Source organism: Streptomyces sp. NBC_01445 (assembly GCF_035918235.1).
Classification (GTDB): domain Bacteria; phylum Actinomycetota; class Actinomycetes; order Streptomycetales; family Streptomycetaceae; genus Streptomyces.
This window is the reverse complement of the sequence record NZ_CP109485.1, coordinates 7,757,786-7,771,954: the sequence shown is the minus strand read 5'-3', so window position 1 is coordinate 7,771,954 and position 14,169 is coordinate 7,757,786. Positions and strand designations below refer to the sequence as shown.

Genomic DNA, 14,169 nt, shown 5'->3' with positions numbered 1-14,169 from the left:
CACGGTGGGGGTGCGCCCTCGGCGGAGCAGCTGATCGGCACCGGCCCTCCCTGTGACAGGGACTATGTGCGTCGCGCGGGGGCACGTCGTTCCCGGCGACGGACCAGCCGGCCCGAGCGCGCCCCCTCCCCGCCCCCGCGCATCCCCAGCCCCGCCGCCACGAGCAGCAACCCGCCCAGCATCACGAACGGCGCAGCCGTCCCCGCCACCCCCGCCACCAGACCCGCCGACGCGGGCGCCGCGACCTGCCCCAGGCGGTTGCCGGTGAGCCGGAGAGCCAAGGCCGTGGAGCGGGCCTCGGACGGGGCCGCCTGGACCACCGTGGTCATCGACAGGGGCTGGCCCACGCCCAGGCAGAAGCCGAGCAGGATCAGCATCACGCCGAGGGCCCATACGGGGACGGGAAGCGCGATGCCCGCGCAGAGCACGGCGGCGAGCAGGCACGTCGTCGTGATCAGGAGGGCACGGCCCAGCCAGTTGATGAGCGGCGTCATGACAAGCCGGCAGGCAATCGTGGCGGCGGCCCGCAGGCTCAGCAGCAGACCGACGACGGACGGCGCGATCCCCCGATGCTCGCCGACGACCGGCAGATACGCCGTGAGGATGTCCGTCGCGGACAGCACGGCGAGCGAGATGAAGATGCCGCCGGGCACACCCCGGGTGCGCAGAATCCGGCCGACCGGCACACGTGGCCCGGGGGATGCGGCCGCACCCGTCGTCGTACGGGGGTGCTCGATGCGCCACAGCGAGGTGAAGGAGACCGCGGCGACGGCGGCCGCGACGAGCAGCGCGAGCGCACTTGTGGCCCCCAGATCGGGCCCGCCGATGAGCGCGCCCGCGGCGATCGGCCCGACGAGCTGGCCGAGGGACGCGCCGATCGTGAAGTGACCGAAGTTGCGGTCCTGTTCCGCCGGAGCCGACTGCCGGGCGACGATCGACTGGGCGCCGATCACGAACGACAGATGGCCGAGGCCCATCACTCCGCTCCAGGCGGCCATCGCGGCCAGGGAGTCGGCCGTGCCGCTGAGCGCGCAGCCGCCGGCGATGAGGACGACGCCGACGGGCAGCAGGGGCGCGCACCGGCCGTGGTCGGTGCGGCGGCCCAGGGGTACCGCCGCGAACAGCGGAAGGAGCGCGTACACGCCCGCGATCACACCGATCGCGCGCTCGTCCGCGCCGAGCGCCAGAGCCCGGTAGGAGACGGCGGGCCGCGCCATCGACACCGCCCCCTGCGCGAAGCTGAAGGCGATGACGAGGCGGAGCAGCCAGCTTCTCCTGCCGGGCTCTGTCGTGAGACTCATCGGGGTCAGAGGATCCCGAAGAGGAATCCGGCGCCGAGCATCACCAGCGCGGTGAGCGCGGCCCACTTGACCGTGAATTTCGTGTGGTCGCCGAACTCGACCTTGGCCATGCCGACGAGGACGAAGACAGCGGGGACGAGCGGGCTCGACATGTGCAGCGGCTGGCCGATGAGGGAGGCACGGGCGACCTCGAGGGTGGAGACGCCGTGCGCGTTCCCGGCCTCGGCGAGGACGGGCAGGATGCCGAAGTAGAAGCCGTCGTTCGACATGAAGTACGTGAACGGGATGGACAGGACGCCGGTGACGAGGGCCATGTGCGGGCCCATCCAGTCGGGGATGCCGCCGACGACCCACTTGGCCATGTGGTCGACCATGCCGGTGCCCTGGAGGACGCCGGTGAAGACGGCGGCGGCGAAGACCATGCCGGAGACGTTCAGGACGTTCTCGGCGTGGGCGGCGATGCGGGCCCTCTGGTCGGGCATGTGCGGGAAGTTCACCGTGAGGGCGAGCGCGGCGCCCAGGATGAACAGGACCGGGATCGGCAGCCACTCCATGATCATCGCGGTGAGCAGCGTGACCGTCATCAGCGCGTTGAACCAGTAGAGCTTGGGGCGCAGGGTGGCGCGGTTCGGGTCGAGGGCCGCGAAGGTCTCGCCGTCCTCGTTCTGGTACGAGGGCGCGGCGGAGCCGGAACCCGTACCGGCGGCGCCACCCGAGGACTGCTTGCCGGAGCCGGAACCGGAAGCCTTACCGCCGGAGGCGCCGGCACCCACGAGCACCTTCTCGTCGGAGTTCTCCGTGACGGTCTCGGTGACCTCGTCGAGGGAGAGGTAGCCGAGGCGCTTGCGCTCGCGGCGGCCGAGGACGTAGGCGAGGGCGAAGACGAAGAGCAGGCCGACGGCGAGCGCCGGGATCATCGGCACGAAGATGTCGCTGGCGTCGAGCTTCAGCGCGGTCGCGGCGCGGGCGGTGGGGCCGCCCCAGGGCAGCGTGTTCATGACGCCGTTGGCGGTCGCGGCGACGCCCGTCATCACGATCAGGCTCATCTTGAGGCGCTTGTACAGCGGGTACATCGCCGAGACGGTGATCATGAAGGTGGTGGATCCGTCGCCGTCGAGCGAGACGATCGCCGCGAGGACGGCGGTGCCGACGACGATGCGGACCGGGTCCGCCTTCGCGAACTTCAGGATGCCGCGCACGATCGGGTCGAAGAGGCCGACGTCGATCATCAGACCGAAGTAGACGATCGCGAACATCAGCATCGCCGCCGTGGGCGCGAGGTCACCGATGCCCGCGACGACATAGTCGCCCAGCTTGGCTCCCTTGCCCACGAAGACGCAGAACAGAGCCGGGATGAGCACGAGCGCCGCGATCGGCGACACCTTCTTCATCATGATCAGCACCAGGAAGGTGGCAATCATGCCGAAGCCGAGGATGGTCAACATGTGGATACCTAACGTTCGCCCTTGAACTTCCACCGGGGCCTTGCGGTCAGCGAGACGTTAAGGCGCGCGCATCAGCGTTAACAAGATGTTGACGTGCGAGCAATATGCGCAAAACTCCAGGTCACAGGGTTGGGTGGTGATCGGGGCGGCCGGCGAGGACGTTCAGGGCTGCGACACCCGCCCCCGCCGGGCCCCGGATCAGTCCAGCGCCCGCGCCAGATAAGCCCGCAGTAGTTCCCGCGTCTCCGCGATGACGTTCTCGTCGCCCGACGGGTCGAGCCTGAACGCGAGGCGCACCAGGGCGTCCGCTGATTCGACGGCGATCAGGAACGCGCGCCGCAGGGTGTCGTCGGGCGTGCGGTCGAGGTGGGCGGCGAGCAGTTCGGTGAGGCGGTCGGTGAGGCGGTGGTTGGGGCCGGCGTCGGCGCCGACGGGGATCTGGTTGCCGAAGTCGACGAGGGAGAAGCCGGGAGCGGTGCGCTTCATGGCCAGGTACTCGTCGAGGACGGCGTCCATCGCGGCACGCCAGTCGGCCGCGGGGATCCCCGCGATCCGCTCGGCGATCCGCTCGGCGTAGCGCTCCAGGTTGCGCTCGGCGAGGGCGTCGACGAGGGCGCGCTTGTTGCCGAAGAAGCGGTAGACGGAGCCGATGGGCACCCCGGCGCGGACCGCGACGGCCCGGGTGCTGAGTTCCTCGTAGCCGCCTTCGTCGAGCAGCTGCGCGCAGGAGTCGAGTATCCGGCTCAGGCGTTCGGCGCTGCGTTGCTGGACGGGGGCGCGGCGCAGGGAGGCGGTGCGGGGTACGGGGTCCACGGCTGTCACCCGCCCCCGGTTCCGGCGCTCACGAGTACCCCGCGGGGCGCGGCGTCGTACAGGGCCACCCGCGTCCACGGCGGTCCCGGCGTCGTCCACGGCATGCCCCGGAGAGTAGAGGACTGTTCAGCTTCGCGGGGTGCTCTTGCGCGAGGAAAAAGGGAATCCTACGGTTAAGCATAGGAATCATGGACGAGGGAGCGACATGCGTGACGCGAGGAAGACCGCCGAGGGGCTTGCCTACCTCTCGGGCTTCGGCAACGAGCACAGCTCGGAGGCGGTGCCCGGCGCTCTGCCCCACGGACGCAATTCGCCGCAGCGCGCCCCGCTCGGTCTGTACGCGGAGCAGCTGAGCGGCACCGCGTTCACCGAGCCGAGGGCGTACAACCGGCGTTCGTGGCTGTACCGGATCCGCCCGTCGGCCGCGCATCCGGCGTTCGTACGGGCGGACAACGGCGCGCTGCGCACCGCCCCCTTCACCGAGTCCGTCCCCGACCCGAACCGGCTGCGCTGGAACCCGCTGCCCGAGCCGGCCCCCGGCACGGACTTCCTGGCGGGCCTGTGGACGCTCGGCGGGAACGGCGACGCGACCCAGCGCACCGGTATGGCCGTGCACCTCTACCACGCCAACTCCTCCATGACGGACCGGGTGTTCAGCGACGCGGACGGCGAGCTCCTGATCGTCCCGGAGCGCGGCGGGCTGCTGCTGCGCACCGAGTTCGGCCTGCTGCACGCGGAGCCCGGCCACGTCGCGCTGATCCCCCGCGGGGTCCGCTTCCGCGTCGAACTCCTCGACGCCGAGGCCCGCGGCTACGTCTGCGAGAACTACGGCTCCCCCTTCCGCCTGCCCGACCTGGGCCCGATCGGCGCCAACGGCCTCGCGAACGCCCGGGACTTCATGGTCCCCGTCGCCGCGTACGAGGACACCGAAGGGCCGGTGGAGGTGGTGAACAAGTTCTGCGGAAACCTCTGGCGTGCCACGTACGGCCACTCGCCGCTCGATGTCGTCGCCTGGCACGGCAACCATGTCCCGTACGTCTACGACCTGCGCCGTTTCAATGTCATCGGGTCGCTCAGCTACGACCACCCGGATCCGTCGATCTTCACGGTCCTCACCTCGCCGAGCGACACCCCGGGGCTCGCGGGTGTGGACTTCGTCGTGTTCGCGCCGCGCTGGCTGGTCGGCGAGGACACGTTCCGGCCGCCGTACTTCCACCGGAACGTGATGAGCGAGTACATGGGCCTGATCGAGGGTGCGTACGACGCCAAGGCCGAAGGCTTCGTTCCGGGCGGTGGTTCGCTGCACAACATGATGTCGGCGCACGGCCCGGACCGTGAGACGTTCGACAAGGCGTCGGCGGCCGAGCTCAGGCCGCAGAAGATCGACGACGGGCTCGCCTTCATGTTCGAGACCCGGTGGCCGGTGACCGCGACCGCCCAGGCGGCGCAGGCCGATCACCTCCAGCGCGGCTACGACGACGTGTGGAGCGGGCTCGAGCGGCACTTCAGGACGTCGGACTGAGCCGTTGCACTGAACGCGCCCGACCGATACGGATAGCCCCGTGACCTCTTTCGCCCCGGACTCGATCGTCCTGAACCGCAAGCTGCCGCTCTGGTATCAGGTGTCGCAGTCCCTGCGCGCCTCGATACTCGGGCGCTCCCCCGACGACCCGCTGCGCCTGCCCACCGAGGAGCAGCTCGCGGGGCACTACGGGGTGAGCGTCCTGACCATGCGGCAGGCTCTCAAGGAGTTGGAGGACGAGGGACTCATCACCCGGCACCGCAGGCGCGGCACCTTCATCGAACCGGCCGCACTGCGCGGAGCGCCGGTGCGCCTCCTCGGTTCGGTCGACGCCATCGTGGCCCAGCAGTCCGGCATGACGACCGAACTGCTCGACCACGGCACGGTGCCGGTACCCGGCGCGCTCGCCGAGCACTTCCCGGGGGCCGAGACCGTGGCGACGTACCACCGGCTGCGCTGCGACGAGGAGACCGGCGAGCCGACGAACCACGCCCGCAACTACATCAGGGCCGACCTCGCCGACCGCGTCGACCTGGCCGACCTGGTGCGCTGGCCGATGACGAAGGTCCTGCGCGACGTCGTCGGCGTGCGCATCAGCCGGATCACCGACACCGTCGAGGCCCGGCTCGCGGACCCGGAGACGGCCCGGCTCCTCCAAGTCCCGCTGCTCAGCCCGATCCTGCACTACACGGGCATCACCTACGACGAGGACGGCCGGCCGCTGGACGTCGCCGTCATCCACTACCGCGGCGACCGGTTCTCGTTCACGGTCACTCTCGACGCGCACTGACCGCGTCGTACGATGCCGAACGTGACGCCCGACAGCCTCGAAAGCCTTGTTGACGCGCCGCTGCTCGCGGACCTCATGCCGTGGTCCGTCGCGCCCCTGCGCCTCGGCCGCGCCTGGCCGCTCGCCCCGGACCCGGCCTCCCTGAAGGCCCGTTGGTCCGCGTTCGTGAAGGCCGAGGCGGCGGAGCGCGAGTCGCTGCTCGAACCGAGCCGGGCACGCACCCTGCGCACGGCCGTCGCCCAGCTCCCCGGCCGGCGCACCGCGACGGACGACCTGACCCACGCCGAGGGTCCCTGCCCCGAACCCGTCCGGGTGCTGCACGCCCCCTTCGACGAGCAGTGGCTGATACCGGACCACCGGCTGATCGACGCCGCCCGCCCGGAGCTGTGGCGGGTGGCCGACGAGAGCCAACTGTTCGTCGTCGAGCAGGGGTTCGTGCCCGGGGCGGGCGGACCCGCGGTGCTCGCCTGCGCGATCCTGCCCGAGGGCCGCTCCCCCGCAGGACGCCCCGGCCGCATCCGCCCCCTGTACCGGCGCCCTGGGGGCCTCGAACCGAACGTCACGCCCGGTCTGCTCGCCGAGCTGTCCGGCCGGTTCGGGCACGAGGTCGGGGCGCGGGACCTCCTTGCCTGGACCCTCGCCGCGGCGCGGCCCTCCCCTCAGGGGCCGCGGGTCCCGCTCCCGGACGACGCCGGACTCTGGGCCTCCGGCACGGCCCTCGGCGAGCGGATCCTGTGGCTGCTGCGCCGCGGCGCCGACGGCGACCGGCCCAAACTTCCCGGCGGCCGCCGCCCGTACGTGCGCGCCCCGCTCCCGGACCGTCCCCAGGCTCTCAACTCCGTTCGAGCAGGGGAGAACCCAGTCGCCGAGCTGCTCTACGACCGCGAGGAGCAGGCCCTGCTCATCGGCGACGGCCGCATCTCCCCGGTCCCCGCCGAGGCCTGGGACTTCCAGGTCAGCGGGGTACGGGTGATCGAGCAGTGGTTCGCCCGCAGGACCACGGCCCCCGAGCCGGGGACGCTGGCCGGGATCCGCCCCAGGACCTGGCCGCAGCCGTGGACGTCGGAGCTCCTGGAGATCGTCACGGTACTGGCGCTGCTGGCCGAACTGCGCACGCAGCAAGAGGAGTTGATGACCGCCGCCGTCTCGTTCATCACGGCGACGGACCTGCTCAGGGCGCGCGTCCTGCCGCCGGCGCCGGCCACTCGCAGGCCGGCCTCGGTCCTCGACCATCACGAGGAGGGCCCGGGCGGCCAGTTCGCGCTGCTCTGAAGCTCGGCGCTCCTGTCGGACTCAGGAGGGCACGAACCCGTCGAGTGTGCGCGCGAGGGCCCGCTCGAAGGCCGCCTCCATGTCGACGGGTCCGGAGCTCTGCGTGAACGCGGCGGCCAGGTGCGGATACTCGCCGGTCGAGATCCGGCTCATCAGGTAGGCGGTCCGCATGGCGAACTCCCGCTCCTGTGACCAGGGCAGCGAACGGGTCCGCTCGGCGGCGGAGATCTCGTTGGCGACGTAGAAGGTCACGACGCCGGTGAGGGACGCGACAAGTTCCATCTTCGTCCCGGCCGGCAGGTCGACCGGTGCGAGGCAGGCCATGCAGTACTCCAGGTACCGCAGAGCGTTGGGACTGTAGCCGTAGACGGGTGACATGAGCCGGGGCATCCACGGATGCCGGATCATCAGGGCGCGGGCCTGCCGGGCGACACCGAGCAGGTCGGCGCGCCAGTCTCCGGTCGGATCGGACAGGTCGTACTCGGCGCTCACCGCGTCGACCATCAGCTCGTAGAGGTCGTCCTTCCTCGGCACGTAGTTGTAGAGCGACATCGTGCCGAGGCCGAGCTCCGCCGCGACCCGCCGCATCGACACCGCGTCGATCCCGTCCGCGTCCGCGACGCGTACGGCGGCGGCAGCGATGTCACCCCTGCCGTAGGCGGGTTTCGGGCCACGTCCCGCGCGCTCGGGGCGCGTCCAGATCACTCCGGGTTCGGCCGCTCGGCCCGTCATCGATCATCACCTCGCCCACCATCGTAGTTACGTACACCGTACGTAGTGCGCTACGGTGACTCCATGACTTCTACGTACGCTGTACTTAGTGAAGGTCTGGAGAAGCGTTACGGCTCAGGGGACCAGATGGTCCACGCCCTGCGGGGCCTCGATCTCGCCATCGAGGAGGGCACGGTCTGCGGGCTGCTCGGGCCGAACGGCGCGGGCAAGACGACGGCCGTCCGGGTGCTCACCACCCTGCTGCGGCCCGACGCCGGGTCCGCGCGTGTCGCGGGCCACGACGTCCTGACCGAGTCCGCGGCCGTACGCCGCCGGATCGGCGTCACCGGGCAGTACGCGTCGGTCGACGGCGACCTCACCGGGCGCGAGAACCTGCGCCTGTTCGCCCGTCTCCTGCGGCTGCCGCGCACCCGCGCCGACGAACTGCTCGACCGCTTCGGCCTCACGGCGGCGGCCGACCGCACGGCCCGTACGTACTCCGGTGGCATGCGGCGCCGCCTCGACCTCGCGGCGAGCCTGCTCACCCGGCCCGCCGCGCTCTTCCTCGACGAGCCGACGACCGGCCTCGACCCGCACAGCAGGAACGGCATCTGGGACGCGGTCCGCGAGCTGACCGGCCAGGGCACGACCGTGCTGCTCACCACGCAGTACCTGGAGGAGGCCGACCAGCTCGCCGACTCCGTGGTCCTGATCGACGGGGGCCGCGCCGCCCACCGGGGCACCCCCGCCGAACTCAAGGCGCAGACCGGCAGTTACGCGGAAGTGGTGGTCGCCGAGGACGCGGCCCTGCACGCCGCGGCCGTCGTCCTCGACCAGCTCACCGGCGCCGAGCCGACCCTCGACCCGGACCGCAGGGCGGTCGGCGTCGTCACCCTCGACCAGACCCTCACCCTCCCCCGCATCGTCCGTGAACTGGACGCGTCGGGCGTCCCGATCGTGGATGCGACCCTGCGCCCGCCGACCCTGGACGAGGCGTTCCTGCGCCTCACCGGCGGCCGGGAACTCATCGCATGACCGCACCGCACACCGGCCCCAACTCCCTTCCGGAGGAGACCTGATGACCACCGCGCTCCTGTACGACGGCACGGCCGTGCTCGGCCGGCACCTTCAGCGGATCCGGCACGCGCCGGCGATCCTCGTGATGACGCAGACGATGCCGATCGTCTTCCTGCTCTTCTTCGGATACGTCTTCGGCAGCGCCCTGGCGATGCCCGGCGCGGACTACCGCGCCTTCCTGGTGCCGGGCATGCTCGTCGCGACCGCGGCGAACGGGATCATGACCGGGATGTTCACGGCGGCCCAGGACTCGCACCGGGGCGTCATGGACCGCTTCCGCACGCTGCCGATGACCCGCGCGGCCGTCCCCCTCGGGCAGGCGGCGGCCGACATCGTGACGACGGCGGCCGGTCTCGTGCCGCTGCTCGCCGTCGGGCTCGCGATGGGCTGGCGCATCGAGGGGGGCGCGCTCGAAGCGGTGGGCGCCTTCGGCCTGTTGCTGCTGTTCCGCTTCGCCACGACATGGGTCGGGATCCTGCTCGGGCTTGCCTCGCGCAGCGAGGAGGCCGCGGGCCAGCTCGGCGGCGCGACGTTCATGCTGCCGCTCCTGTCGAACGCGTACATCCCGACGGCGGGCTTCCCCGGCTGGGTGCGCGTGCTCGCCGAGTGGAACCCGATCAGCGCGGTCGCCACGGCCGTACGCGACCTGTTCGGCAACGCCCCCGTGCCGGGAGGCTCCTCCTGGCCGGTGGCGCACCCGGTGGCCGGCTCGCTCGCCTGGTGCGCGGTGCTGCTCGCGGTGTGCGTGCCGCTCAGCGTCCGCCGGTACACCACCGGCGGACGCTGAGCGAACTGCGGCCGGTCTACTTCTGCGGGGCCAGCTCGGGTCCGAGCGAGGAGAACTTCTCGTTCGAGACGACACGTCGGGGCGGCCAGGTGATGTTGCTCGGCGGCCACTTCTGCCCGGTCTTCTTCAGGAACCAGGCCGGCGGCTCGTACATGGGCGGCTCATAGCCGTCCGGCAGGGCCGTCTTCCACTCGACGCCCTTGGTGCGCTCCTTGAACTCGTCCTTGAGCGCCTTGAGCCGCTCGGGCTGCGTGATCAGGTCGACCGCCGTCGCCGCCAGGTACTTCGCGGCGGCGATCACCGCGGCCTGACCGGGCGCCGCAGCGGCGCACGCCGCGGTGGACCAGGTGTGGAACTTGCCGCCGATCGGGGCGAGCGCGGCGCCCATCGACACGGTCGGCACGTTCCAGCTGATGTCGGCGACGTCCGTCGAACCGCCGCCCAGGAAGACAGGGTTGGGCGGGGTCAGTTCGGCGACCTTGTCGTGCATGCCGACCTCAACGAGCCCCAGGGACTTCTGCAGGTCCTTCGCCAGCTGGTGCGCCTCGGCGGTGAACGCGGGCGGGCCGATCTGCCGCATGTTGTCGTACAGCAGTTCCGCGGCCGCCTTGTTGGGCAGCTGGTTCCAGCAGGCGGAGGTGATGCGGTGCTGCACCTTCGTCTGCGAGGCCTTGGCGGCGGCCTCGGAGATCGCGATCACCTTGTCCAGCAGCACCTGGACGCGGGCCGTGCTGCCCTCGCGCACGTAGTAGGAGATCTCGGCTATCTCCGGGGTCACGTTCGGGATGTCGCCGCCGTTGTTGATGACCCAGTGCAGGCGCGCGGCCGGAGCCATGTTCTCCTCGCGCAGGAACTCCGACATCGTCGCCATCATCACGGCGGCGTCCAGAGCCGACTTGTTGCCCAGCGGGGTGCCGCCGTGGCCCGCGACACCGAGGAACGTGAAGGTGACCGCGGTCATGGCGTTGCTGGTGCCCCAGCCGGTGGCGTTGGCAGTGGAGGGGTGCCAGTCGAGGAACGCGTCGAGCCCGTCGTACACGCCCCTGCTGACGGCGTACGTCTTGCCGATCAGCGCCTCCTCGGCCGTGGAGCCGAAGAACTTCACCGTGACCGGCAGCTTGTGCTTCTTCGCGGCCTGCGCGACGGCGGCCGCCGCTGCCGCCGCCGCGGTACCGAGGGCGCTGTGCCCACATCCGTGGCCCGGCCCGTAGCTCGGGGAGAAGGGGTCGTGGACGTACTCGCGCGGATCGTGGTGGCCGACACCCTTGTTCTGGGAGAGCCCGGGCAGCGCGTCGTACTCGCCGCTGAAGCCGAGGACCGGGCCGCCGCTGCCGTACGAGAAGGTCGCCGTGAACGCCGTCGGGAAGCCGGCCGTGCCGAACTTGACGTCGAATCCCGCCTTCTCGAGGAATCCGGCCTCGGCGACCGAGGAGTTCCACTCGCGCAGCGACAGCTCCGCGTGCTCCCAGATCTCCTCGTTCAGGCCCGTGATGCGGGAGGAGTTGGAGGTGATCCAGCCGAGGGCGGAGGCCTTCGCCGGGCTGTCCTCGGCGAGGCCCTCGGGCGCCTTGTACGCACCGGCCTCCTCGACGATGGAGTCGGCGGCCGCGGCCATCGCCGGGTCGGCCTCGGCGGTCATCGCTGCGGCGGTCACTCCGGCCGCGCCGAGCAGTTGCATGATGCGGCGCCTGCTGAGCTGCGGACCGGCGGCGGTCTGGGCCGCTCCGTGCTCATGCTCGTGCTCATGCTGGTCGTGCAGGTCACACACGCGCGTACCTCCGGGGGTGAGGTTTCCGTGTACAGGCCAAGCGATCAGGATCAGGCGCAACATTGGCCCCGGAACATTGCCCCGTCAACATCTGTGCATGACAAAGGTGTTACGCACCGGACATGGACGACTGCGCGCGGCGACGCCTGCGGGGGCGTCAACAGGCCCCGGAACGACGGAAAACCGACCGTGCGGAGGGCACGCGTCGGAGGCGAAAGGAGAGGTGCGGCGGCGCAAGGGTGACGGGATGTACGGCGGCGCACCGGGAGCGGGGAGGGTGCGGCTCACATGCCGTGTCGGCGCGCGTCAGCGCCGTTTCAGTGCCGGGCGGTCCGATGGGGAGAGCGGTACCGGGGCGGCAGAAGATTTCTGTCCCGCGTCAGGCGAGCACACCTGGGTGACGCCGCGTGCCGTGGGGATGACGGTCGCGGAGATCGCGGCGCCGTGCCGGTACGGCATGGTCGCCTGAGCGCGGGATCGGGCTGTGCCGGTGATGACCGCCTGTCAGCGGCGGCCGCCGAACAGCGAGCGGCGCAGTCGCCGCAGTGGTGCGAAGAGCGAGACCCGGCTCACTCGCGCGCCCCTGCTGCTGCGCTCGTGCGCGACGTCACGCGAGGTGAGCTCACGCATCAGCAACGTCGCCTCGGCCGCTTCGCGCTGCGGGACGGCGGGACCGCCCAGCACCGAGAGATGGCGGTCGAGACGCGTGCTGGTCGCGCTGCTCCCGCAGGTGATCGCAGGCACACGTGGCCTGCTGCGCACTGTTATCTGTTCCATGTCACTCCCCACCCGTACGAGGGCACCCGGCCCGGGCAGGTTAACCCTATCGCCCCGTGGTGACACTCGTGTATCCCGGTCGCAGGATTCACCTCCCCTATAAGGAGGTTGACGATTACTCACCGAATCCAACTGATTCCAGGGCGAGTTGGACATGGCGGGCATGAACGAGCGCGTCCGGAACGTGGGCGATCTCACGGACACTGGGCTAGCTTTGTGGAGAATCGCACCGCTACGGATGGGGGTCGCCCGTGAGCGAGAATCCGGGCAGTCGAGGGGCCGGCGAAGCGCGTGTGATCGCGGGGCGGTACCGGCTGCTGAGCCCCCTGGGCGAGGGCGGCATGGGAACCGTCTGGCGCGCCCGCGACGAGGTCCTGGGTCGTGAGGTCGCCGTCAAGGAGGTACGCGCCCCGGCCGGGCTCCCGACGGGCGAGGTCGACCGGATGTACGCGCGCCTGGAGCGGGAGGCCTGGGCCGCGGCCCGCATCTCGCACCGGAACGTGGTCACCGTCTACGACGTGGCGGCGGAGGACGGCCGCCCCTGGATCGTGATGGAACTGGTGCGCGGGCTCTCCCTGTCCGACCTCCTGGACGCCGAGGGCCCGCTGCCCCCGCGGCGCGCCGCGCACATCGGGGCCGAAGTGGTCGCCGCACTGCGTGCCGCGCACGAGGCGGGCGTTCTGCACCGGGACGTGAAGCCGGGCAATGTACTGATCGCGAACGACGGGCGCATCGTCCTGACGGACTTCGGCATCGCCATGGTCGAGGGCACGTCGGCGATCACGGTGACGGGCGAGGTGATCGGCTCGCCCGAATTCCTCTCACCGGAACGGGCGTTGGGGCGCACGCCGGGACCCGAGTCCGACCTGTGGTCGCTCGGGGTCCTGCTGTACGCGGCCGTCGAGGGACAGTCACCGTTCCGGCAGGAGACGCCGCTGAGCACGCTGCGGGCGGTCGTGGACGAGGAACTGCCTCCCGCCCACCGCGCGGGCCCGCTGGCCCCCGTCATCGAGGGGCTGCTGCGCAAGGACCCGGCCGAGCGGACTCCGGCTGCCGACGCCGAGCGCGATCTGCGGCAGGTGGGCGCGGGCGGCACGCCCCGCGCGGGCACGGTCTTGGCGCCCCCGGAGTCGGCGCCGACGCAGACGTCCTGGCAGGGGACGCCGCCGGCTCCGGTTCCGGCCGGATTCGGCTCGGGGCAAGGCACGACGGTCGCCCCGGATCCGGCCACGACGCATCCGGAGCGCCCTCGTCGCTCCGTCGCCGTCCTGCTGGCCGGTGTCGTGGCGCTGCTCCTGGCGCTCGGCGGGCTCACATACGCGCTGATGAACCGGGGTGACGGGGGCGACAACTCCAGCGGGAGCGGCGGGAGTTCCAGCGGGAGTTCCTCCGGCGCGTCGCGCAGCCCCTCGGACGATGATTCGAAGGGTGGCGGCGGAGGCTCGCCGAGCGGGGACGACGGCAGCGGCAAGGGCGGCGGCGGAGAGCACTCGACGCCGCCGCAGCAGTCCGTGCGGGTCAGCGTCTCGGCGGTGCGCGGGAGTTACAGCGGCACCTGTCCGCCACCGGGAGGCCAGGCTCCGGCCTTCAGGGCGACGTTCACGGTGGGCCGCGTGCCCGTCGACGTCCAGTACCGCTGGGTGACGGAGAGCGGCGAGTCGAGCGACCCGGGGTGGAAGACGCTCAGCTTCGCGTCCGGCGGCCCGAAGACCAGGTCGGTCGACCATGTCGAGACGGGCTACACGGACGGGGCCACGCTCCACAACCAGGTCAGCGTGGAGGTGCGCGACCCCGTCCGTGCCACGTCGAACTCGGTGGCGTACGCGGTGACGTGCAAGACGGAATCCCCTACGGGCGGGACCTCCCCCTCGCCTTCACCGTCGTACTAGGTACGCAGACGTACGCA

General features: G+C 71.3%; 12 protein-coding genes. 6 read left to right on the top strand and 6 right to left on the bottom strand.

Annotated elements, in window-relative coordinates; translation table 11 throughout:
- Window positions 1-62 precede the first annotated feature (62 nt).
- The 3 genes from OG574_RS35370 to OG574_RS35360 form a co-directional block, all read right to left on the bottom strand.
- Window positions 63-1,301: an MFS transporter gene (locus OG574_RS35370; RefSeq protein WP_326776518.1), complete on the bottom strand. Its 1,239-nt coding sequence runs from the start codon at window positions 1,299-1,301 to the stop codon at window positions 63-65.
- Window positions 1,302-1,306: 5 nt separating this feature from the next.
- Window positions 1,307-2,746 carry a CitMHS family transporter gene (locus OG574_RS35365; RefSeq protein WP_100598114.1) on the bottom strand — a complete coding sequence of 480 codons (1,440 nt, stop codon included), beginning with the start codon at window positions 2,744-2,746 and terminating at the stop codon, window positions 1,307-1,309.
- 198 nt (window positions 2,747-2,944) lie between these two features.
- The gene (locus OG574_RS35360) at window positions 2,945-3,559 is read right to left on the bottom strand and encodes a TetR/AcrR family transcriptional regulator (protein WP_326776517.1); all 615 of its coding nucleotides are present in this window, start codon (window positions 3,557-3,559) and stop codon (window positions 2,945-2,947) included.
- Between the two features lie 205 nt (window positions 3,560-3,764).
- On the opposite strand from OG574_RS35360, the gene hmgA reads away from it, so the two are divergent.
- Genes hmgA through OG574_RS35345 form a run of 3 tightly spaced genes read left to right on the top strand, consistent with a single transcriptional unit; the run spans window position 3,765 to window position 7,143 of the window.
- Window positions 3,765-5,081, top strand: coding sequence for a homogentisate 1,2-dioxygenase (gene hmgA / locus OG574_RS35355; RefSeq protein WP_326776516.1), 1,317 nt, complete (start codon window positions 3,765-3,767; stop codon window positions 5,079-5,081).
- Window positions 5,082-5,121: 40 nt separating this feature from the next.
- On the top strand, window positions 5,122-5,871 hold the full coding sequence (locus OG574_RS35350) for a GntR family transcriptional regulator (protein ID WP_326776515.1): 750 nt from the start codon (window positions 5,122-5,124) through the stop codon (window positions 5,869-5,871).
- Window positions 5,872-5,883: 12 nt separating this feature from the next.
- Window positions 5,884-7,143: a type ISP restriction/modification enzyme gene (locus OG574_RS35345; protein WP_326776514.1), complete on the top strand. Its 1,260-nt coding sequence runs from the start codon at window positions 5,884-5,886 to the stop codon at window positions 7,141-7,143.
- Window positions 7,144-7,164: 21 nt separating this feature from the next.
- Here the strand turns inward: OG574_RS35345 and OG574_RS35340 are convergent, their stop codons facing one another.
- Window positions 7,165-7,875, bottom strand: coding sequence for a TetR/AcrR family transcriptional regulator (locus tag OG574_RS35340; RefSeq protein ID WP_326776513.1), 711 nt, complete (start codon window positions 7,873-7,875; stop codon window positions 7,165-7,167).
- A gap of 63 nt (window positions 7,876-7,938) precedes the next feature.
- Here OG574_RS35340 and OG574_RS35335 point away from each other — a divergent pair, with 63 nt between their 5' ends.
- Both OG574_RS35335 and OG574_RS35330 read left to right on the top strand, forming a co-directional pair.
- Entirely contained in the window at window positions 7,939-8,889 is a 951-nt protein-coding gene (locus OG574_RS35335; RefSeq protein WP_326776512.1) for an ATP-binding cassette domain-containing protein, read from the top strand.
- Window positions 8,890-8,932: 43 nt separating this feature from the next.
- Window positions 8,933-9,718: an ABC transporter permease gene (locus tag OG574_RS35330; protein WP_326776511.1), complete on the top strand. Its 786-nt coding sequence runs from the start codon at window positions 8,933-8,935 to the stop codon at window positions 9,716-9,718.
- Window positions 9,719-9,734: 16 nt separating this feature from the next.
- On the opposite strand, the gene OG574_RS35325 is transcribed toward OG574_RS35330, so the two are convergent.
- Both OG574_RS35325 and OG574_RS35320 read right to left on the bottom strand, forming a co-directional pair.
- The gene (locus OG574_RS35325; protein WP_326776510.1) at window positions 9,735-11,486 is read right to left on the bottom strand and encodes an amidohydrolase; all 1,752 of its coding nucleotides are present in this window, start codon (window positions 11,484-11,486) and stop codon (window positions 9,735-9,737) included.
- A gap of 504 nt (window positions 11,487-11,990) precedes the next feature.
- The gene (locus OG574_RS35320; RefSeq protein ID WP_100598106.1) at window positions 11,991-12,263 is read right to left on the bottom strand and encodes a hypothetical protein; all 273 of its coding nucleotides are present in this window, start codon (window positions 12,261-12,263) and stop codon (window positions 11,991-11,993) included.
- Window positions 12,264-12,514: 251 nt separating this feature from the next.
- Here OG574_RS35320 and OG574_RS35315 point away from each other — a divergent pair, with 251 nt between their 5' ends.
- Window positions 12,515-14,152 carry a protein kinase domain-containing protein gene (locus tag OG574_RS35315; protein WP_442816866.1) on the top strand — a complete coding sequence of 546 codons (1,638 nt, stop codon included), beginning with the start codon at window positions 12,515-12,517 and terminating at the stop codon, window positions 14,150-14,152.
- The last annotated feature ends 17 nt before the right edge of the window (window positions 14,153-14,169 follow it).